This window comes from Photobacterium lipolyticum (assembly GCF_003026475.1).
GTDB classification, from domain to species: Bacteria; Pseudomonadota; Gammaproteobacteria; order Enterobacterales; family Vibrionaceae; genus Photobacterium; species Photobacterium lipolyticum.
In genome coordinates this window covers 20,640-41,245 of sequence record NZ_PYMC01000016.1, presented here as the reverse complement: position 1 = coordinate 41,245, position 20,606 = coordinate 20,640, and the positions used below count along the sequence as shown (strand labels likewise).

Genomic DNA, 20,606 nt, shown 5'->3' with positions numbered 1-20,606 from the left:
TCATTATAGTCCGAGTGGTTATTCTTCGATGGCAGCAGAAACTGCGTTGATGTTTACTGGATCTGTTGACCATTTGCTTAATGGTTCTGGGCGGGCATAAAAATACCCTTGCGCAAAACCACAACCTAACTGTTTCAGCCGCTGTGCCTGTTCTGCGCTTTCTACCCCTTCAGCGACAATGTCAGCATTGAAGTTTTGAGTCATGGTGATAATGGCTGCGATGATTGTGGCGTAGTCATCGCTTTCCAGCATCTGATTGACGAATGAGCGGTCTATTTTCAGACTGTCAAAAGGTAACTGGGTGAGATAGGCCAGCGATGAGTATCCCGTACCGAAGTCATCAATGGCAATATGGATGCCGAGCTGACGCAGCTGATCGAGAATGTCAAAAGTGAGAAGAGGCTGGCTGACTAAGCGTGATTCGGTAATTTCCAGGGTCAGATTGGTTGCTGGTAACCCGGAGCGCGCCAGGGTTATTTTTAATTGGTCGACAAAGTCAGCCTGTAATAACTGGCGTACTGACAGGTTAACGTGCAGGGAAAAATCTTGTGGCCATTGCCCCCGAGCAATCTGTTTTTGAGTATCCTCGCAGGCCTGTAACAGGATCTGCTGCCCGATCTCGATGATCATGCCATTTTCTTCCGCCAAAGGGATGAAATGCATTGGCGGCACCATGCCCCGGGTCGGACTTCGCCAGCGTACTAAGGCTTCTGCACCACTGATAGTGTCGTTGGCCAGATTGATAATTGGCTGGTAGTGCACTTCAAATTCATGATGATTGATAGCCCGCTGTAATTCAGCTGAGAGGCGGGTTTTTTCCTGTGATGCTTCAATCATATAGGGCTGATAATGGCAGACGGGATCCGATTCCTGCTGTGTCGCCTGGCTCAGGGCCAGGCTGGAATTGCGGAGCCATTCGGTGATATCGGACTCGGCCAGCTGACCGCTGGCCACGCCAGCACAGGCACTCAGCATCACTTCGGTGCCATCGACAATAAATGGCAGGTAAAACTGTTCTAACAGTTGTCTGGCAAAATGGTCGGTTTGCGCTTGATCGCTAAAGCGCGGGCTGAAAACAGCAAACTCATCCCGGCCTATTCGGCTCAATAGCACCTCGTCGGGCAGGCTTTGCTGCAGGCGCTCGGCTATGGCAATGAGCAGTTGATCGCCCCGGTGATGACCGAGACTGTCATTGATATGACGAAATGTTTTAAGGCCAATCAGAACCACAACACCCTGTTGGTTATGGTATGTGGCCCGGGTAGTGTCAGTCAGTCCTTCCCGGCTCAGCAGTCCGGTAAGGTCGTCATATAAGATTTGCTGTCTCAGTGAGCTGAACGAGCGTTGCAGACGCGATGACATGGATCTGAATGCGGCTATCAGCTGCGCCGTTTCGTGGAGTTTAATGCCCGGGCGGATCGGGACGTCCCAATTATTTTCGGTCAGATTTTGCGACGCCTGGGCGATATCTATGATCGGCTGGGTAATGATATTTAAAATATACAGGCCGATGATCAAGCCCAGAAAACCGATAATGAATGCCGCGACCAGGCCGGATTCTTGCTGTGCAGGTAACTGACCGAGTAACCCGTGCTCTGGAATGGTTACCACGATATGCCATTGCAAGTTATAGCTATCGCGATAGCTAGTGATACGGCTGAAATAGCGGGTGTTGTCCTGAGTAAACTCGAAAGTAGTTGGTGGCTCGTCATTCCGGAGCGGTTGACGGGCGACATATTGTCCGCTGGTGGCGATTAAAGCATTGGTGCTTTGGGTGGCGAGCAGGCGACGGTTATCTGCCGTGATCATGGGGGTTTGTGTGGAATTGGCAACCAGCCGTCCTTGATTGTCAATGAGATAAGTGATGCCCGAGAATGGCAGGCTTTCACGTTCCAGGAATGTTGCAATGTGGTTGAGGTTAATATCTGTCACCACTACGCCCAGTAAGTCCTGGTGATCGAGAACAGGGGTAACGGCTGAAAGGGTGAGGGTCTGTCGTTCATCCAGGTTGGCGTAGATCTCTGACCAACCAGATTGCCGTGATTGAGCGAATGGCAAATACCAGGGACGTTCAGTCGGATCGTAATCGCGGATTTGGTGACTGGTTTTATTGTTATGGGTCGGTCCCTGATAAATGTGCAGGTCATTGCCAGTGCGTTCATCTTTCAAGAGCAGTGCCAGATTATTATCCGCATTTTTGCGAAAACCGATGAAGTACTTATCTTCACTACCAAAGGCGATGGTGCCGATTTGTTGCTGGTAGGCATACAGTTCAGTGATTGCCGCACTGAAGTAATCTTCAAGTTGAGTCAGGCGTGGTGGTTGATAGAGTTGGTGACGAGAAATGCTGTCAGCCAGAGTAAGGTTGGTATTAAAGGGGCCATCAAGAAAGCGGTGTAAGTCATTACTGACATTTTGGGTGTTCAACGACAACAGCTTGCTGCTGACTTCTGACAGCATGCGCTCGTAGCTGTTATGTTGGGCAATAGCAATCACTCCTACGGTAAGCAGGAGCAGCAGGGCAAACGGCAACATGACCGCAAACCGAAGTGTGAGCGGCCTGGTTGTAATCATTATTTTTATTTTTGTAATACGTCGTGCTGATTATATCTAACAGATATTTAGGTCAATTGCATGCACATGCAAAGAACGCTTCGATATATATCACGCCTGCTGAGAGACTTTGCCGCAATAAGCACCAGGCTGTATCACCAAATGGGTATTGAACGGTTTGGATTATTGATATTAATGACGGATGGCGATTAATCCAGTGTCATATTCAGTTCTTTGAGTTTGCGAGTCAGGGTGTTTCTTCCCCAGCCTAATAGTTTGGCTGCTTCTTGTTTGTGGCCACGAGTGTACTCCAGGGCGGTTTCCAATAAAATTTTCTCAAACTCCGGTAAGGCTTCACCCAGTAGATTCTGGTTACCTTGCTGAAGTTCGCTTTTGGCCCATCTCTGTAATGCCTGATGCCAGTGTGAGGGAGTCGGGTCGCCAGCTGGCGGAGCGTCTGTCGTCAGGAGTTCCGGCGGCAGATCTGAGGGTAGAATTTCATTACCACTGGCCATAACGGTCAACCAGCGGCAGGTGTTTTCTAACTGTCTGACATTGCCCGGCCAGTCAAGATCTGTGATGAGTTCGACAGTGCTCGGATGCAAGGTTTTGACCTCGACGCCCAGTTCATCTGAGGCCCTCTGAAGAAAGTGACGTGTCAGCTGTGGAATATCCTGACGGCGATCTTTCAGCGCCGGAATATGGACGCGAATTACATTCAGGCGGTGGAACAAATCTTCCCGGAAATCACCGTTGGTGACCAGTAACTCCAGGTTCTGGTGGGTGGCGGCAATGATCCTGACATCAACATTGACGGGTGAGTGACCACCAACCCGGTAAAACTGGCCATCAGCCAGTACGCGTAATAAGCGGGTCTGAATATCTAATGGCATGTCACCGATTTCATCAAGAAACAGAGTACCGCCGTTCGCTTGTTCAAAGCGCCCCTGACGCACGCTGTTAGCGCCGGTGAAAGCGCCTTTTTCATGGCCAAACAGCTCAGACTCAATTAAGTCTTTCGGAATGGCTGCCATATTCAGGGCGATAAAGGCTTTCTTGCTACGGGGACTATGGCGATGCAGGGCATGGGCAACCAACTCTTTACCGGTACCTGATTCACCGTTGATCAGTACCGAGATGGAAGATCGGGATAAACGGCCAATAGCGCGAAATACTTCCTGCATGGCTGGCGCTTCACCGATGATCTCCGGCACGGCCTTCAGGGTTAGTTCTGGCTGCTGCTGACGTTTATGTTCCTGGTTGTGGGTGACAGCTCGTTCTACCAAACTGACGGCTTCGTCAATATCAAACGGCTTCGGCAGGTATTCGAAGGCACCCTCCTTATAGGCGTTAACGGCGGCATCTAAGTCGGAATGGGCTGTCATGATGATGACCGGTAAGGAGGGGTGATCCTGTTGCAGTGATTTAAGCAACGTCAGCCCATCGGTACCCGGCATGCGAAGATCAGACACCAATACATCGGGAACACTGCATTCGAGTGCTTCCATGACGCTGTCGGCATTGGCAAAAGTTTCACATTTTAATCCGGCGGCATTGAGGGTTCGTTCTAATACCCAGCGAATAGAACTGTCGTCGTCAACAACCCATATCAATCCTTTGCTCATATTGTCGGTCCCCTTTAGTTATAAAAATCGGGTGAATACACTGATGCGTGACGGGTGTGTGGCTATCAGGTTAGGTTATGGGTAAGTAAATCGTAAATTTAGTGTGTCCCGGCCAGCTGACGACTTCAATTTTACCCTGGTGCTGATCGATCAGGTTGCGGGCGATAGATAAACCCAGTCCTGTTCCTCCTTCTCTTCCGGTTACCATGGGATAAAACAAGGTGTCCTGGATCTCTCTCGGAATGCCCGGGCCATCATCGATGATGTCGATTTTTGCGGCAATTCGATGGCGCAGGCCATGAATCAAGGTTTGATGGGCTGTACGGGTTTTCAGGGTGATATTACCGCCATTGATTTGTTGCAGTGCTAACGCAGCATTACTGACGATATTGAGAATAGCTTGCTCCAGCTGTTCCGGATCCATGGTGAAGTCGGGCAGGCTGGGATCATAGTCGCGGTGGATCTGAATATTTACACCACAGTCGAGGCTAACAAGTTGGCGTACTTTCTCTAACACCACATGAATATTATCAACTTGCCGCTGTCCCGGGCGTTGTGGCCCGAGCAGGCGGTCGACTAAATTACGTAGCCGATCAGCTTGCTCAATGATCATCTGGGTGTATTCGATATAACTCGGGTCCGGCAGGGCTTTTTCTAATAATTGTGCCGCGCCACGTAAACCGCCCAACGGGTTTTTAATTTCATGGGCCAGGCCGCGTACCAGTTCTTTGGCGGCCTGTTGCTGCGCGTGCTGACTGAGTTCCTGGCTGATACGACGTTGCTGGTCGATAGGCTTGAGTTCTAGCAGGATCAGCAGTTCTTTTTGCCAGGAAATCGGACTGGCATTGAGCTCTAAGGTATGGTGTTTGCCGTCAATGACAAAGGTGACGTCGCTATCAGCCAGTCCCTGGCCACTCTGAAGTGTGGCTTGCACTAAGCCGATATCCAGGGATGAGTGTTGTAATAATTCGGGGAAACAGGTGTTCAGTAGACGGCGTTTACTGAACGACAGCAATTGTTCTGCTGCCGGATTAACGTAGCGAATGGTTAACTTCTCGTCGAGCAACAGTACCGCTGTGACTAAATTATCCAGAATTATAGGGGTAAAAGTAGCTGTCACGATCATCATCCTTGTTGATATCAATACGCATCACTTTGTGATCAATGACCGTTTCTGTGACGTGGATTGATATTGTGCACCATATTGGTGCAATCAAGTGTAGCCTGTTTGCCTACGATAGTGCACCAAAAATCAGTATTGGGTGATTATTTGGTTTTTATTGCTGGTGGCTTACGCTGGATCACGGAAGCCTGGTGCAGGTAAACGGTAATACTTTTTGATGATGCAATAACCTTGCCGTATTTCAGAAGTTGTACTTGCAGCTGATGGCTACCTCTCTCTATATTGATTAAATGCCAGCTGAGGCTGGATTGTGGGTGACCATAGGCTTTGCCATCGAGCAATAACTGTACATTGTGGCCTTGATCCATTTTGCGGTTAGCGATGGCAGAGATGGCTATGATCCCTTCGTTATCGCGCAGGGTCTGTTCATGCATCGGTGACAGAAGACGAATGCTGGCCGCGGGAGCAGCATCAGGTGTCTTGGTTGATTCTGAAGGGATAAGTGCTGAGGTGGTGGGGCTGGCTGCGGATGCGGCACTCGGCAGGGAATCGAACTGATAGACTGTCGCCTTATCGGTGGGTTGATCCGAAAAGTGAACGACACCGTCGCAATCTATCCAGGAATAGATGGTAGTGGCCTGCAGAGCCGGCGAGATCAGCAGACTCAATAACGTTATCAAGATAAATGGTATATGCATTTCGGCCTCCCAAATTTGTTAGTTTTTCAGCTTGGGGAGAGACCGCAAGATCAAAAAGGCCTGCTTGTGAAGCAGGCCTAAGTCTTAGCTGTAGAGTAATGTATTTATTACTTATACAGAATAGTAAAGATTAAACTCAAGTGGGTGTACAGCCATGTTGACTTTCTCAACGTCTTCAGACTTCAGTTTGATGTAAGAATCAATGAAATCATCAGAGAATACACCGCCCGCAGTTAGGAACTCGCGGTCTTCGTTCAGGCACTTAAGCGCTTCTTGCAGCGATTCTGCAACGGTTGGGATTTCAGCTGCTTCTTCGGCAGGAAGATCGTAAAGATCTTTATCCATCGCTTCACCCGGGTGGATCTTGTTCAGGATACCGTCAAGGCCAGCCATTAGCATTGCTGAATATGCCAGGTATGGGTTCGCGGCCGGATCACCGAAGCGAATTTCGATACGGCGAGCTTTCGGGCTTGATACTACCGGAATTCGGATAGAAGCAGAACGGTTACGGGCAGAATATGCCAGCATAACAGGTGCTTCGAAACCAGGAACCAGACGCTTGTACGAGTTAGTTGCCGGGTTTGCAAATGCGTTGATTGCACGAGCGTGTTTAATGATACCGCCGATGTAGTAGATCGCGATGTCAGAAAGGCCGCCGTACTTATCGCCGGCAAACAGGTTTACACCGTCTTTTGCCAGTGACTGGTGTACGTGCATGCCAGAACCGTTATCACCGGCAAGTGGCTTAGGCATGAAAGTGGCTGTTTTACCAAATGCGTGAGCAACGTTATGAACAACGTACTTATAGATTTGGGTTTCATCCGCTTTCGCTGTCAGGGTGTTGAAACGGGTAGCGATTTCGTTCTGACCAGCCGTCGCAACTTCGTGGTGGTGCGCTTCAACAACCAGACCCATTTCTTCCATGATAAGACACATAGCAGAACGGATATCTTGTGATGAATCTACCGGTGCGACCGGGAAGTAACCGCCTTTAACGCCAGGACGGTGACCTTTGTTACCACCTTCGATGTCAGAACCTGTGTTCCAGGCCGCTTCAACGTCATCAATCTTGAAGAAAGAACCAGACATGTCGGTACTGAACTTAACATCATCAAACAGGAAGAACTCTGGCTCAGGGCCAACCAGCACGGTGTCTGCGATGCCCGTCGAGCGCATGAATTCTTCAGAACGCTTAGCGATTGAACGAGGGTCGCGATCGTAGCCTTGCATGGTGGCAGGCTCAAGGATGTCGCAACGAATGTTTAGCGTTGCGTCTTCTGTGAACGGGTCGAGCACTGCGCTTGCAGCGTCAGGCATCATTACCATGTCTGATTCATTGATACCTTTCCAGCCAGCAACAGACGAGCCATCGAACATTTTGCCTTCTTCAAAGAAATCAGCGTCGATTTGATGAGAAGGAATAGAAATGTGCTGTTCTTTACCTTTGGTATCGGTAAAGCGTAGGTCAATAAACTTAACTTCATTTTCCTGGATCAGTGCTAGTACATTTTCTACTGACATCTTGAGTAACCTCCGGTGTTAAGATTGGGCAACTGGCCGCAAAAATTTTCATTGCTCTGTGCAGAGCGAATCTAAATAAGATATAGCGAAAAGCGTGCCAATTTTTTAAAGCCCCAAAATCGCCCACTTACGGCGCATTGGGGGCTAAGGGAATCCATTTTTGCACCACTATGGTGAATGATCGCACCATTGTGGTGCATTGGTGCTGGTATTCACGATGATGGTGCGTCCCTACTATTCGCCTATGTAATTATATTGTCAATCTGACCACTGCATAATCACGCTAGTTTTTGGATTAATCGGAAGTTTCAAAGACCGCGATGATATTTTGCTGACTTGTGATAACGACTGCTTTCGAGAAGCGCTGAGCGACTGTGGGCACAGTCTTTTATCGGTTGTAAGCATGCATAAACAGTGAGGGAGAGGGGGGGTTATACTCGGGCTAAAAAAAAACCGGTGATATAAATCACATATTACGTGGGTTTTAGCGTAAAATCTGTTAGATTATGAGCCGTTTTTTTAATCAAGTAGCACCTACCGTTGGTCGCTGCATGTTCTGAGTGAATGTGAAATCCATGTCTAATCAACAGATCGATAACTTAAGAAATATCGCAATTATTGCTCACGTTGACCACGGTAAAACTACCCTGGTTGATAAACTACTACAGCAATCTGGCACGTTAGAGGGTCGCGGCGAAGCCGAAGAGCGTGTTATGGATTCTAACGATATCGAGAAAGAGCGTGGCATCACCATTCTTGCTAAGAACACGGCAATTAACTGGAATGACTACCGCATCAATATCGTAGATACCCCGGGACACGCTGATTTCGGTGGTGAAGTTGAGCGTATCATGTCAATGGTTGACTCAGTATTGCTTATCGTTGATGCCGTTGATGGCCCAATGCCTCAAACTCGCTTTGTTACACAAAAAGCATTCTCATACGGTCTTAAGCCAATCGTTGTCATTAACAAGATTGACCGCCCTGGTGCTCGTCCTGAGTGGGTTATGGATCAAATCTTTGATCTGTTTGATAACTTGGGCGCGACTGATGAGCAACTAGATTTCACAACTGTTTATGCATCTGCATTAAACGGTTGGGCAACAATGGAAGAAGGTGTTATTGGCGACGATATGGAACCATTGTTCCAAGCGGTTGTTGACAATGTTGCACCACCAAGTGTTGACGTTGACGGCGCCCTGCAGATGCAGGTTTCTCAGCTAGATTACAGCTCTTATGTTGGCGTAATCGGTGTTGCCCGTATCGCTCGTGGTTCTGTTAAGCCAAACCAGCAAGTGACTATCATCAATGCTGAAGGCAAGAAGCGTAACGGTAAAGTCGGTACAGTTCTTGGTTACCTTGGCCTTGAGCGTCACGAAGTTGAAGAAGCTAAAGCAGGCGATATCATCGCTATTACAGGTCTTGGTGAACTGAAGATCTCAGACACTATCTGTGACGTAAATACAGTTGAAGCGCTTCCAGCTCTTTCTGTTGATGAACCAACAGTTACCATGACTTTCCAGGTGAACACGTCTCCGTTCGCAGGTAAAGAAGGTAAGTACGTTACTTCTCGTAACATTCTTGAGCGTCTGCAAAAAGAACTTGTTCATAACGTAGCATTACGTGTTGAAGAAACCGACGATCCAGATAAATTCCGTGTTTCAGGCCGTGGTGAACTTCACCTGTCTATCCTGATCGAAAACATGCGTCGTGAAGGCTTTGAGCTGGCAGTATCTCGTCCTGAAGTTATCATCAAAGAAGAAGATGGTCAGCTAATGGAACCGTTTGAAACCGTGACTATCGACGTGATGGAAGAGCATCAGGGCGGTATCATGGAAAACATCGGTCTGCGTAAAGGTGAACTTACGGATATGGCACCAGATGGTAAAGGCCGTGTTCGCATGGACTTCATGATGCCTTCTCGTGGTCTTATCGGTTTCCAGACTGAATTTATGACGCTAACGTCTGGTTCAGGTCTGATTTACCACTCATTTGATCACTACGGTCCTCACAAGGGCGGTACTATCGGTCAGCGCAACAACGGTGTTCTGATTTCGAACGCAACGGGTAAAGCGCTAACTTACGCACTATTCAACCTTCAGGAGCGTGGTCGTCTGTTTGCTGAACACGCTGACGAAGTGTATGAAGGTCAGATCATCGGTATTCATAACCGTGCTAACGATCTAACGGTTAACTGTCTTAAAGGTAAGCAGCTAACTAACGTTCGTGCATCTGGTACAGATGAAGCGCAGACGCTATCTCCTGCCATCAAGTACACACTTGAGCAGGCACTAGAGTTCATTGATAACGATGAGCTGGTAGAAGTAACACCTGTAAGTATTCGTATCCGTAAGAAGCTTCTTACTGAAAACGATCGTAAGCGTGCGAGCCGTGCACCGAAGTAATCGGCCACGAAGCGTAAGCTAAAAAAATCCCGCCACTGGCTTCGCCATGGCGGGATTTTTGTATCTGAACCCATTCGATCCAGGCATATCAAACGGCTGGCAATGCTCTGAACTGACATTCATCGAATTGGTGTCATTATTCCGATTGCTACCACAGGTTTGATTTTCCACAGCCCGCCCACTTTACAGTATACTGGTTGCTTAATGCACGATGAGCGAAGCAGTATGCAGCCAATTATTATTACCGGCGGTCCGGGTGCGGGTAAAACCACCCTACTCAATGCGTTGGGAAACAAAGGCTATTTAGTCTTCCCTGAAGTATCTCGCACCTTAATTCAGCAACAAGCCACTCTGACGAATGGCGTGTTACCCTGGACCAACCTACCGGCCTTTGCTGAGCTGTGTCTGGAGATGATGGCAGAACAACGTCGTTTTGCTGAGAAAGGCACCATGCCAGCCTTTGTTGATCGGGCAGTCCCGGATATTTGCGCTTACCTGACCATCGGCGGAGAGCCAGTCAGCCAACCTTATATTGATGCCTCATCGGGTTATGCCAAACAAGTGTTTTTTTGTGCGCCACATGATATGACTTATTGCCAGGATGAAGAGCGTCCTCATAGCTTTGCTGAAGCGCAGGCGATTCATGAACAGCTGATCAGTACCTATGAAAGCTTGGGTTATGAGGTGATGGCGGTACCGTGGGGAAGTATTGAAGAGCGGGCCAGCTGGGTGCTGGCTCGCATATCGCTAAAGGCTTAAGGTATTAGGTGTTCTTCAGCCTGGCAATAAAGCGTTCAGATTCATCAATGGCGGTTTGCATGTCGATAATGGCTCGCTGAATATCATTTTGCAGTGATGTAAACTCACCTTGCAAGGAGCCAATGGCTGCGGCATTGAGGTTATGTTTCAGGTATAGGGTGTTATCTCGCAGCGTATTGAGTACCGGCGTCATTTTTTTCTCGGCACGGTGCATTGCCGTTAACATTTTCTGATAAGACGCCTGAGTGGCTTTGAGTTTCTTTTCACTGTCGCGTTTGAGGTTGGTGCTGGTGTATAGCGCCAGCTCATCTTGCCACTCGTCAAACAGGGCATCCGCGACATCTTCGATGGCGGCAATACGCTCGCTCACTTTTTCGGCGGCATCAGCGCTGGCTTCATACTGATCATTAATTCGGTTGTAGGTCGCTTCCAGTTCTCCGCCGTCAAACTGGTCAAGGGCTTTTAAGGCATCGAGGGCGCTGGTAAATTGGGCTTGAGCATCTTGTTGAGCTTCGGTGGCGTCTTCAACCCGGTCCACCATAATCTCACGCTTATGGACGCCGACTTGTTCCATGGCAGAATAGTAGGCACTCTGGCAGCCTGATAACAGGGTGGTACTTAAAATGATGGCAAGCAAGTAAGGCATATCGGGTTCCTTGTCTGGGGTAACTGAGCCTGTCACGGGGATAGGATTTCCAACTGTGCAGAGCAATCCGTATTAGACTTTGAAATATATACCAATAGATTAAATGAATATGGCTGACAATAAAATAACTGACAAGATCCAATTTTCCCGGCAGGCCAAGATTGGCTTTGCCTACTTTACCTACCTGCACCGGCGTATTGGCCACGATCGGCTAACCGTCACCGCAGGCTCGATGGCCTATGTGACTTTGCTTTCACTGGTTCCTCTGATCACCGTAGTGTTAGCGGCGTTGTCTGCTTTTCCGGTTTTTGCCGGTCTGGGGGACTTATTGCAAAATTTTGTCATTGAAAATTTTGTGCCGGCCGCCGGTGAGGTCGTGAAAAAGTATCTCAATGAATTTGTCGCCAACGCAGGTAAGATGACGGCGGTCGGTGTGGGTGCACTGTTTGTCGTCGCCATGATGCTGATGTCATCGATTGATCAATCGCTAAATTATATCTGGCGAGTTCATGAGAAGCGTCGTCCGGTGATTTCATTCTCAATATATTGGATGGTGTTAACCTTAGGCCCCATTCTGGTCGGCTCCAGCATTGCGGTCAGCTCTTATCTCGGATCGCTGAAATTGCTTGATAGCGAAGCGGTCAGCGGTCTGTTCCAACAGATGCTGCGCGGACTACCGGCAATTATGTCGAGCTGTGCGTTTCTGGGGTTGTACCTGCTGGTGCCCAATATCAAGGTGAAGTTGAGCCATGCCCTGATTGGTGCCTTGACGGCCAGTGTGCTGTTTGAGTTGAGTAAAAAGGGCTTTGCCCTCTACATCACCAACTTTCCCTCCTACCAGGTGATCTATGGCGCATTGGCCGTGATCCCGATCCTGTTTGTCTGGGTCTATTTATGCTGGTGTATTGTGCTGCTGGGGGCGGAAATTACCGCCAGTTTAGGTGAGCGAACACATTGGGCGGTTGCAGACCGGGCAAAGCCTGCCCACTCTGATAAAGATGGTGCAGAGGTTAAACAACATTCTGACGTAACAAGCCATTTTGAAACAAAAAGTGAGAAGGAACAAAGTAAATGATTGCGCTAATTCAACGTGTAAGTGAAGCCAGTGTGACTGTCGATGGTCAGGTAACAGGTACCATCGGAAAAGGTTTGCTGGTTTTACTAGGGGTAGAGAAAGGAGACGATGAAGCAAAAGCGCAGCGTTTACGTGATAAGGTTTTGGGTTACCGCGTGTTTGAAGATGACGCCGGAAAAATGAATCTGAATGTCCAGCAAGTCGGTGGCAGCGTTTTAGTGGTGTCGCAATTTACTCTGGCTGCCGACACAAATAGCGGCATGCGGCCGAGCTTTTCAGCCGGTGCCGCGCCCGCAGATGCAGAACGCTGGTACGATTATTTTGTCGAACGTTGTAGGGATAAAGAAATTCAGACTGAAACCGGTATTTTTGCTGCTGATATGAAAGTGGCTTTATTGAATGATGGCCCCGTGACATTTTGGCTTCAGGTTTAAACCTGATTGATAAAGCTTTGCGCTTAATAGCAGGGGGCAAACTATCATTAATTAGCCAGGCTGGTCTGTTTCGCGAAGGATAACGATAACCTACCGGGTAATGCAGGAGAGGGATGGCATGTTTCGACTGATCACACCACAAACGGATACTGAGTTAGCGAGCTACTATCATTTTCGCTGGCGTATGTTACGTGAACCCTGGCACATGCCGGTTGGCTCTGAACGGGATGCTTACGATGAGCTGAGCTGCCATCGAATGATTGTGGATGATAAAGGAGAAACCATAGCTGTCGGCCGGTTGTATATGACCCCGGATAATGATGGGCAGATCCGCTTTATGGCAGTGCATCCAGAATATCGGCATAAGGGCATGGGGGCGTTAGTCCTGATGGCCTTGGAGTCGCTGGCTCGTCAGGAAGGTGCGAAGCGGCTGGTCTGTAATGCCCGGGAAGACGCGATCCCGTTTTATCTTAAAAACAGCTTTGCCAGCCAGGGAGAGCTGAGAGATGAACGCGGCCCGGTGCGTCACCAGCAGATGCTGAAGTATCTCGACCCGCTAACAGATGTCGTGCGCCATCCGGAATGGTGCCAGGAGTTACAGGAGTTATGGCAATATCAAATTCCGATCAGTGACAAAATGGGGGTTAAAATCAGCCAGTACACCGGTTTCCGTTTTGAAGTCAGCGCACTGATCAATGCCAACCTCAATCCGAGTGAGTTTATGTTTGCCGGCAGTATTTTCACCATGGCGACGTTAGCGGGCTGGGGTTTTATCTGGATGCTGATTAAAGAGCGCAAACTGCAAGCTGACATTGTGCTGGTGGATAGCCATATCCGTTATGTCGCACCAGTGAAAGAGCGTCCACGTGCCGTGGCTGGTGTCGAGAGCTTGAGCGGTGATTTTGAGCGCCTGGCGAGTGGCCGAAAAGACCGGGTGACGGTCGAAGTGAGCGTTTACAGTGGTGAGCAACGGGCTTCCATATTCACCGGTACTTATCTGTTGTTTCCATTACAGGAAGAGAGCGACAGCCGTCGTTGATCTCCTTCCCATTCGCGGACGAGCTGCTGGCAGCCTTGCTTTGCCTGCAGCTTAACGGCTTGTTCGGCCGAATTGGCCAGATCCCATTTCCCCTGTAGATTAGCTTCGATTCCGTTGCCGCTCAGTGTTATTGGCTCAATCACTAGGCGCCCGCGATCGGCGGTAATATGCAATGGTGTTGCCGAAAACGGCTGAACCGGTGCTGACGCATCGGCCGTGCTGTTTGATACGTTTTTTGATAAGTGGTTTGATAAATTGTCTGAACTGTTGCGGGCTTGCCAGTCAATATCAGTCTGTTCTTTGCCGGGCTGACTCCAGAGTTGCCATAGCTGCTCAGTTGTCAGCTCTCGCGATTGTAATTGCCGGAATCCGGCGGTTAACTCGCCACTTAAACTGTAAGCCAGGCTGGTCTGATGCTGTGCCAGTCCTGTTGCTGATAATGTGATATCCATTGCGCCGCTTAACGGCAGAGGCAGCTGGAACCAATAAGGTAAGGTACTGGTCGGCATACTGTCGGCTTGCAGGAATAACTGCCAGGGTTGACCTGGCCGATCAAGCTGAACTTCCCCGGTTGCGTCCAGCAAGCCGTTTTTGAAGGGGACGATTGCCTGAGTCAGCTGCCAGTTTCCAGCCTCGCTTTGCATCATAAGATACGGTTCAATCATCGTGACTCGGTTAACACTGGCAAAACCGGCACTGACGCTCAGTTCACCCTGCCATAATCCCAATTGTCCATGACGTTTGAGGAGCAGATCTTCGCCATTGATATTCAGCCCGGTCAACTGGAAAGGGAAGGATGGGTTGTTATCTGTCAGCTGGGCGTAGCCCACGTCCAGTTTTGTTATGCTGATATCATCAAATGCCCGGTTCAGTGTGGCGGCGGATTGCCGCCATTGTTCGGGGCGCAGCCATCTAATGCCATTGATGGTGACTTGGTTGAGTGCCAGCAGATCCGGCGTTAATGCGCCATCGGTCTGGATAAAACCGTCAAAGACTTTACCCGACAAGCCATCGATAGTGATTTGTTGCGGGGCAAAAGACAGTTCAACCAGAGGTTCCTCAAACACGGTCTCTTGCCATTGAATACTACTGGCACTGAGGGACAGGTGGGCGTTTTGTTGCTGCCAGTAAGTCGCTGGCCAGTGCCAGTCTTGCAGCGATAAATTCACCGAATTGAAAGCATGCCCGGGCACTTCCACACTGCTTTCCAGGATATCAAGGCGTTTGATATTCAAGGTTAAATCGGTAGCTTCTAATTGTGTCAGTTGCGTCTTGAATTGCTCAAGCAGAGTCGGGTCCTGTAATTGTAACCCGGTCAGAGTGAGCTGGTGCAGAATGAGAGAGTCAGGTTGTACGTCGGAAGCTAAGTACTCGGCCTGACCGTTAAGGCTGGCGTGTTGCCAGTCAAAAGAAAAACCATACAGTTTCCATTTTTGGTCATAGTGGTCACCATCAATGAGGACATTCTTCAGTTTGATATTCTGCCAGCTGAGCCGGGAAGCGGAGAGTTGGAAGTCACCACTGAATTGCCCCCAGGGTTGAGCCTGGCTATTCCAGTTGTCTATCTGTAAGCGAGCATCTTGCAGGCTGATGGCTGGCGAAGTGATGTTAAGGTTATTGAGTGCCAGGCGTGCAATATAAATAGCGGGCAGAGTCTTAAGAACGATGGGTTGCATGCGTTCCGTACCCTCTATTAATACGCTGTCGAAATACCAGCCTTGCTTGAATAATTGCTGGGGAGCCAGCCATAATTGCAACTGGTCTGCTTCTAACACGGGAACTTGGCGATAGTTTAGCTGCGGCTGCTCTAGTTGAAGGTGCCAGGGATCGCTGATGTGGTAGGCAATGTTATCAGCCTTGAGTTGGTAGTCAGAGAAGGTATTAATGGTACGGGTGATGATAGCGGTGGCGTACTGGGTGTGGAGTAATGCCAGCATAATGGTACTGGTTAATAGCAGTAGCACCACGATGGTTGCGAAAATTTTCCCCACAGTACGCATTGATACCTTCCTTCTGTTATACCAAGCTGCTGACAAAACGCTGTATGGATCAGGATCTTAGTCAGTTTAGTGTTACTCAGAGTGGCGTAAAATCGGGTGAGCTGCAAGGAAATACACTGTTTTTCATAGCGGTGATCGACTTTCATGGGGATGAACCGTTTACATTCGATTTTTGGTTTTGTCGGTATTGCAGAAACAGAAAAAGAAAGCCCCTCAAAAGAGGGGCTTGGAGTACCGTCGTGAAGTTAGTCTAACTGCGGACCTGCCGCGACCAGCTCGGCCCCTTCTGAAGTATCAGTATACTTATCGAAGTTATTAATGAAGCGCTCAGCCAGATCGATTGCTTTGCTCTCCCACTGCAGAGGATCAACGTAAGTATCACGCGGATCCAGAATGGCAGGATCAACACCGGGTAGTGATGTTGGTACCTCCAGGTTAAAGATTGGGATATGTTTGGTTTCAGCCTGGTCGATAGACCCATCAAGAATGGCATCAATAATACCGCGGGTATCCTGAATCGAAATACGCTTGCCTGTGCCGTTCCAACCGGTATTCACCAGATAGGCTTCCGCACCTGCCGCTTCCATACGCTTAACCAGTACGTCAGCATATTTGGTCGGGTGCAGAGTCAGGAACGCATTACCAAAACACGCAGAGAAGGTTGGCGTTGGTTCAGTGATACCCCGTTCAGTACCGGCTAGTTTGGCGGTAAAGCCTGACAGGAAGTGGTACTTAGTTTGCTCTGGTGTCAGTTTTGATACCGGAGGTAGTACCCCGAATGCGTCAGCAGACAAGAAAATCACCTTGTTTGCATGGCCGCCTTTCGACACTGGCTTAACAATGTTTTCAATGTGGTAGATAGGGTATGAAACGCGGGTATTCTCAGTTTTCGAGTTGTCGTCGAAATCAATCGCACCGTCACCACGAACGGTCACGTTTTCCAGCAACGCATCACGACGGATGGCGTTGTAGATATCAGGTTCCGCTTCTTTAGACAGGTTGATTGTTTTCGCGTAGCAGCCGCCTTCAAAGTTGAAGACACCGTTATCGTCCCAGCCATGCTCATCATCACCAATCAGGGCACGTTTAGGATCGGTCGACAGGGTGGTTTTACCTGTACCGGATAGCCCGAAGAATACTGCTACATCCCCATCCTCACCCATGTTGGCAGAGCAGTGCATTGATGCGATATCTTTCAGCGGCAGGAAGTAGTTCATCATTGCGAACATACCTTTCTTCATCTCACCGCCGTACCAGGTACCGCCGATCAGCTGCATTTTTTCCGTCAGGTTAAAGACTGTGAAGTTTTCAGAGTTCAGACCATGCTCTTCCCACTTCTTATTGGTGCACTTCGCGCCGTTCATGACGACAAAATCAGGTTCAAAGCTTTCAAGCTCTTCTTCTGCCGGACGGATGAACATGTTTTTCACGAAGTGAGCCTGCCATGCGACTTCCGTGATAACACGAATGCACAGGCGGGTATCTGGGTTGGTACCACAGTAACCGTCAACCACAAACAGGCGTTTGCCGGAAAGCTGGTTAGTTACCAGTGATTTCAGCTCATTCCAAACGTTCTGATCAATTGGCTTGTTGTCGTTCTTGCCTTGGTCTGCCCACCATAGGGTATTGCGGGTAGTGTCATCTTTAACGATGAACTTATCTTTAGGCGAACGACCGGTGAAAATACCAGTATCAACAGACACTGCACCAAGTTCAGTTACGGTACCTTTTTCATATCCTTCTAAGCCCGGCTTGGTTTCTTCTTCGAATAAAGCTTCGTACGAAGGGTTACGTACGACATCTGTAACATTACTGATACCGTATTTAGACAGATCCACGCTTTTTGCAACCTTTTTCTCGACGTTGATGACAGTCATAGGTGCTCCTTGGGTAAGATGATGTTTAACTGTTGACCATGCTAGCAACCCTAACAGGCTAATTCAGGGAGGCTTATCAAAAAATAACCACTGAAATGTTAAGTTTGCGTAAAAGTCATAAAATCCGTGTGAGAGATAGTTTACAGTGGTGTAAAGTGATTACGCTAGTGGCTGAGATTAATATTTCTCTTAAAAAAAGACGGGGAAATAGCATGTAAGATAATGTAATCACGGGGAAAAGGTGTGCTTCAGGTAAAAAAATAGCCGAAATGAATTCGGCTATTTTTATCATTTGCAGGTGTTTTTACGGGGTGAGAATTAATTAGTGTACTTGGCTGTTGTCGCCTGCAGATGAACTCTCTAGTAATGCTGCCACGTCAATACTATCAAAGTCATAACAGGTACCACAGTAGTCGCAGTGCAGCGAGACTTTCCCTTTATCGGCCAGGATATGTTCGATTTCAGCGCGGTCAAGCGAGCAAATAGCAGAGCCACTGCGCTCACGTGAACAACCGCAATGGAATTCAACCGATTGTGGATCGAATAATTGTACTTCTTCCTGATGGTACAGGCGGAAAAGCACGTCTTGTGCATCAAGACCAAATAATTCTTCGTCTTTTACCGTGTCGGTGAGTTGTTCAAGGTGTTCAAAATCGCCAGAGGTGCCTTGGCCGTCAGGCAGGATCTGAAGAAGCATACCTGCTGCCGTTGCTTTATTGGCAAACTCTCCCGTTCGTAACCAGATACGGGTTTTCAGTTGCTCTGATTTTTCGAAGTAACCTTCCAGGCTGTGTGCCAGGCTGTCGCCTTCCAAGCCCACGACGCCCTGATAGCGTTCACCTTTCGTTGGGGTAATAGTGATCACCAGGTGGCCTCTACCCATCAGGTCATGGATATTGCCTTCAGCAGGAACGTCACCTTCCCAACGAGCCACACCACGTAGTTTCTGATCGTGATCGCCGTTGATGACCGCGAGCTTTACCGGGCCGTCACCTTGCAGCTGTACCGTGATCGAACCTTCAAACTTCAGAGTGGCCGTAAGCAAGCTGGTTGCGACAAGCAGTTCGCCTAAAAGCTTCTGCACTGGCGCCGGGTATTCCTTGCTGGAAATGATGCGTTGATATGTGTCGCCTAACTGGACGAGCTCACCACGTACAGATACACCTTCAAATAGGTAACGGTACAGATTATCGTTTGTCATTAGCTTGTCTTCTCCAGCAATTAGTTACTGCTCTTAAATTTAATTATATCGCGTCGTTGTTTTTTATCGGGGCGCTTATCAGGGCTTGGGCTGTCAAAAGCATTAATCTTGCGCATTTGTGCATGTTGCTCACGTTGCTTAAGGCTGTCTGCCGTTTCCTTATATAAGGTTTGTGCTTCCGGCGCTCCCCGGCGTGCACTTGACAGTTTCTCAATGATGACCGTTTTTTCTTCGTTGCCCTGTCTTATTCGGACTTCAGCGCCGACTTCGACAATTTTACTTGGCTTGGAGCGCTGGCCGTTGTAGTGCACTTTGCCACCATCGACCATGTTTCGGGCAATTGATCGAGTTTTATAAAAACGCGCTGCCCATAGCCATTTATCAAGACGGACCTCGAGAGGGTCTGAATTCGATGATTGACGACTCACAACGGGCTCCTTACCCAAAAATGGGCGCTAAAAATAGCATAATACATTGACTGCGTCAGCAGCAGGTTAAGTCTAGTTAATGGTGTTATCGGGTCGAAATTTCAACATTAAAAAAAGAAATTGATCCAGATTAGATCTAGTCTATTGATAGTAATTGTGTTTTTTACGTGATCTGGATGGCTATATTGAATGATTTCAGCCCTGCTCTACTGCCTTAATCCCTTTAGAAAGAGTATTCTATACGATCAGGTTGGCTAATTACACAATATGCATTCTCAGGAATAATGGATTTAAGAATGGTTGCAACAAAGTGGTTTGGAGCACTTTACTCTAAGCGTCCGCTGTCGGCACAAACAGTGACACGAATAATAACGTGGCTATTGGTCGTGATGTTGGCATGGCTGCTGGGACGGTTGGCGTGGTCATTTGTTAAGCCCGCGACAGATGTGACTCCCTGGCAGGCGAAAGTGGCGTCAGCTTCTGGCGGCAAAACATCGGCCTTTCCGCTATCTGATGTATTGAGTATGAATTTATTTGGTCGCTATCAGCAAGATGCGCCGATCCTAAAAAAGGAACCGGTTAAGCAAGATGCTCCACAAACCAAGCTCAATTTAACCTTGGTAGGCGTGGTCGCGAGCTCGCGTCCTGAAACCAGCCTTGCGGTTATTACTAAGGGCGGTAAGCAAAATACTTATGGTCTTAACGAAGCCATTGAAGGAACGCGAGCAACCCTGCAGGCAGTTTATGTTGATCGGGTGATTATCCGTAACAGTGGTCGTGATGAAACCCTGATGCTTGATGGGTTGAAGTTTTCTCAATCTCAGGCTCAGTCTTCCAGCCGTCAACCGGAACCCGGCCGTTCTTCTAAATCGCCGCCAGCTTCGGAACTGGCTAAAATTAAGCAGGAAATTCTTGACGAGCCGCAAACGTTGTTCAGTTATATTCGCTTGTCGCAAGTGAAGAAGGATGGCGAGTTAGTGGGGTACCGCGTTAACCCGGGCAAGGACCGTGTGTTATTTGATGCCGTTGGTCTTATCGCCGATGATTTGGCAGTAAGCCTTAATGGCAATGATTTAACCGACTCAACGGTAATGGCTAAACTGTGGACTGAATTGTCCCAGGCCACTGACTTTACGCTAACGGTTGAGCGTGAAGGTCAATTACATGATATTTATATTGAATTGCAGTAGTGATTCGACAGCGAACAAGCGATTAAGGGCAG

General features: G+C 48.5%; 16 protein-coding genes. 6 read left to right on the top strand and 10 right to left on the bottom strand.

Annotated features, from left to right (window positions below):
- Positions 1-18 precede the first annotated feature (18 nt).
- From C9I89_RS18050 to glnA, 5 genes are all read right to left on the bottom strand, one after another.
- A complete protein-coding gene (locus C9I89_RS18050; RefSeq protein ID WP_245905520.1) occupies positions 19-2,535 on the bottom strand; it encodes a bifunctional diguanylate cyclase/phosphodiesterase in 2,517 nt (838 codons plus the stop codon).
- Positions 2,536-2,762: 227 nt separating this feature from the next.
- Positions 2,763-4,178, bottom strand: coding sequence for a nitrogen regulation protein NR(I) (gene glnG / locus C9I89_RS18045; RefSeq protein ID WP_107284713.1), 1,416 nt, complete (start codon positions 4,176-4,178; stop codon positions 2,763-2,765).
- 70 nt (positions 4,179-4,248) lie between these two features.
- Positions 4,249-5,304 carry a nitrogen regulation protein NR(II) gene (gene glnL, locus C9I89_RS18040; RefSeq protein ID WP_170107737.1) on the bottom strand — a complete coding sequence of 352 codons (1,056 nt, stop codon included), beginning with the start codon at positions 5,302-5,304 and terminating at the stop codon, positions 4,249-4,251.
- A 140-nt stretch (positions 5,305-5,444) separates the two neighbouring features.
- Complete coding sequence (locus C9I89_RS18035) at positions 5,445-5,999, bottom strand: DUF4124 domain-containing protein (protein WP_107284712.1); 555 nt, start codon at positions 5,997-5,999, stop codon at positions 5,445-5,447.
- A 111-nt stretch (positions 6,000-6,110) separates the two neighbouring features.
- Positions 6,111-7,520 (bottom strand): glutamate--ammonia ligase, encoded by a 1,410-nt coding sequence (gene glnA / locus C9I89_RS18030; protein ID WP_107284711.1) that lies wholly within the window; start codon positions 7,518-7,520, stop codon positions 6,111-6,113.
- A 575-nt stretch (positions 7,521-8,095) separates the two neighbouring features.
- On the opposite strand from glnA, the gene typA reads away from it, so the two are divergent.
- Together typA and C9I89_RS18020 are read left to right on the top strand one after the other, a co-directional pair.
- The gene (gene typA, locus C9I89_RS18025) at positions 8,096-9,925 is read left to right on the top strand and encodes a translational GTPase TypA (protein ID WP_107284710.1); all 1,830 of its coding nucleotides are present in this window, start codon (positions 8,096-8,098) and stop codon (positions 9,923-9,925) included.
- A 225-nt stretch (positions 9,926-10,150) separates the two neighbouring features.
- A complete protein-coding gene (locus C9I89_RS18020; protein WP_107284767.1) occupies positions 10,151-10,684 on the top strand; it encodes an AAA family ATPase in 534 nt (177 codons plus the stop codon).
- A 4-nt stretch (positions 10,685-10,688) separates the two neighbouring features.
- Here C9I89_RS18020 and C9I89_RS18015 read toward each other — a convergent pair whose 3' ends face one another.
- A complete protein-coding gene (locus C9I89_RS18015; protein ID WP_107284709.1) occupies positions 10,689-11,330 on the bottom strand; it encodes a DUF2959 domain-containing protein in 642 nt (213 codons plus the stop codon).
- A 109-nt stretch (positions 11,331-11,439) separates the two neighbouring features.
- Here C9I89_RS18015 and C9I89_RS18010 point away from each other — a divergent pair, with 109 nt between their 5' ends.
- From C9I89_RS18010 to C9I89_RS18000, 3 genes are all read left to right on the top strand, one after another.
- Positions 11,440-12,405: a virulence factor BrkB family protein gene (locus C9I89_RS18010; protein ID WP_107284708.1), complete on the top strand. Its 966-nt coding sequence runs from the start codon at positions 11,440-11,442 to the stop codon at positions 12,403-12,405.
- Positions 12,402-12,839 (top strand): D-aminoacyl-tRNA deacylase, encoded by a 438-nt coding sequence (gene dtd, locus C9I89_RS18005; RefSeq protein WP_107284707.1) that lies wholly within the window; start codon positions 12,402-12,404, stop codon positions 12,837-12,839. Before C9I89_RS18010 ends, dtd begins: the two co-directional genes overlap by 4 nt.
- A gap of 118 nt (positions 12,840-12,957) precedes the next feature.
- A complete protein-coding gene (locus C9I89_RS18000) occupies positions 12,958-13,878 on the top strand; it encodes a bifunctional GNAT family N-acetyltransferase/hotdog fold thioesterase (protein WP_107284706.1) in 921 nt (306 codons plus the stop codon).
- On the opposite strand, the gene C9I89_RS17995 is transcribed toward C9I89_RS18000, so the two are convergent.
- The 4 genes from C9I89_RS17995 to hslR all read right to left on the bottom strand — a co-directional run bounded on the left by C9I89_RS17995 (position 13,833) and on the right by hslR (position 19,384).
- Positions 13,833-15,878: an AsmA family protein gene (locus C9I89_RS17995; RefSeq protein ID WP_107284705.1), complete on the bottom strand. Its 2,046-nt coding sequence runs from the start codon at positions 15,876-15,878 to the stop codon at positions 13,833-13,835. The genes C9I89_RS18000 and C9I89_RS17995 overlap by 46 nt on opposite strands.
- 245 nt (positions 15,879-16,123) lie before the next feature.
- Positions 16,124-17,755, bottom strand: coding sequence for a phosphoenolpyruvate carboxykinase (ATP) (gene pckA / locus C9I89_RS17990; RefSeq protein WP_107284704.1), 1,632 nt, complete (start codon positions 17,753-17,755; stop codon positions 16,124-16,126).
- Positions 17,756-18,077: 322 nt separating this feature from the next.
- Positions 18,078-18,956, bottom strand: a complete 879-nt coding sequence (hslO, locus tag C9I89_RS17985; RefSeq protein WP_107284703.1) for an Hsp33 family molecular chaperone HslO — start codon at positions 18,954-18,956, stop codon at positions 18,078-18,080.
- Between the two features lie 20 nt (positions 18,957-18,976).
- The gene (gene hslR, locus C9I89_RS17980) at positions 18,977-19,384 is read right to left on the bottom strand and encodes a ribosome-associated heat shock protein Hsp15 (protein ID WP_107284702.1); all 408 of its coding nucleotides are present in this window, start codon (positions 19,382-19,384) and stop codon (positions 18,977-18,979) included.
- Between the two features lie 296 nt (positions 19,385-19,680).
- Between hslR and gspC the strand changes: the two genes are divergently transcribed.
- Positions 19,681-20,574: a type II secretion system protein GspC gene (gene gspC / locus C9I89_RS17975; RefSeq protein ID WP_107284701.1), complete on the top strand. Its 894-nt coding sequence runs from the start codon at positions 19,681-19,683 to the stop codon at positions 20,572-20,574.
- Positions 20,575-20,606: the final 32 nt, after the last annotated feature.

Coding starts and splice junctions, on each gene's coding strand:
- C9I89_RS18050 (WP_245905520.1), bottom strand. CDS start 2,535: ATGTTGCCGTTTGCCCTGCTGCTCCTGCTTACCGTAGGAGTGATTGCT.
- glnG (WP_107284713.1), bottom strand. CDS start 4,178: ATGAGCAAAGGATTGATATGGGTTGTTGACGACGACAGTTCTATTCGC.
- glnL (WP_170107737.1), bottom strand. CDS start 5,304: ATGATCGTGACAGCTACTTTTACCCCTATAATTCTGGATAATTTAGTC.
- C9I89_RS18035 (WP_107284712.1), bottom strand. CDS start 5,999: ATGCATATACCATTTATCTTGATAACGTTATTGAGTCTGCTGATCTCG.
- glnA (WP_107284711.1), bottom strand. CDS start 7,520: ATGTCAGTAGAAAATGTACTAGCACTGATCCAGGAAAATGAAGTTAAG.
- typA (WP_107284710.1), top strand. CDS start 8,096: ATGTCTAATCAACAGATCGATAACTTAAGAAATATCGCAATTATTGCT.
- C9I89_RS18020 (WP_107284767.1), top strand. CDS start 10,151: ATGCAGCCAATTATTATTACCGGCGGTCCGGGTGCGGGTAAAACCACC.
- C9I89_RS18015 (WP_107284709.1), bottom strand. CDS start 11,330: ATGCCTTACTTGCTTGCCATCATTTTAAGTACCACCCTGTTATCAGGC.
- C9I89_RS18010 (WP_107284708.1), top strand. CDS start 11,440: ATGGCTGACAATAAAATAACTGACAAGATCCAATTTTCCCGGCAGGCC.
- dtd (WP_107284707.1), top strand. CDS start 12,402: ATGATTGCGCTAATTCAACGTGTAAGTGAAGCCAGTGTGACTGTCGAT.
- C9I89_RS18000 (WP_107284706.1), top strand. CDS start 12,958: ATGTTTCGACTGATCACACCACAAACGGATACTGAGTTAGCGAGCTAC.
- C9I89_RS17995 (WP_107284705.1), bottom strand. CDS start 15,878: ATGCGTACTGTGGGGAAAATTTTCGCAACCATCGTGGTGCTACTGCTA.
- pckA (WP_107284704.1), bottom strand. CDS start 17,755: ATGACTGTCATCAACGTCGAGAAAAAGGTTGCAAAAAGCGTGGATCTG.
- hslO (WP_107284703.1), bottom strand. CDS start 18,956: ATGACAAACGATAATCTGTACCGTTACCTATTTGAAGGTGTATCTGTA.
- gspC (WP_107284701.1), top strand. CDS start 19,681: ATGGTTGCAACAAAGTGGTTTGGAGCACTTTACTCTAAGCGTCCGCTG.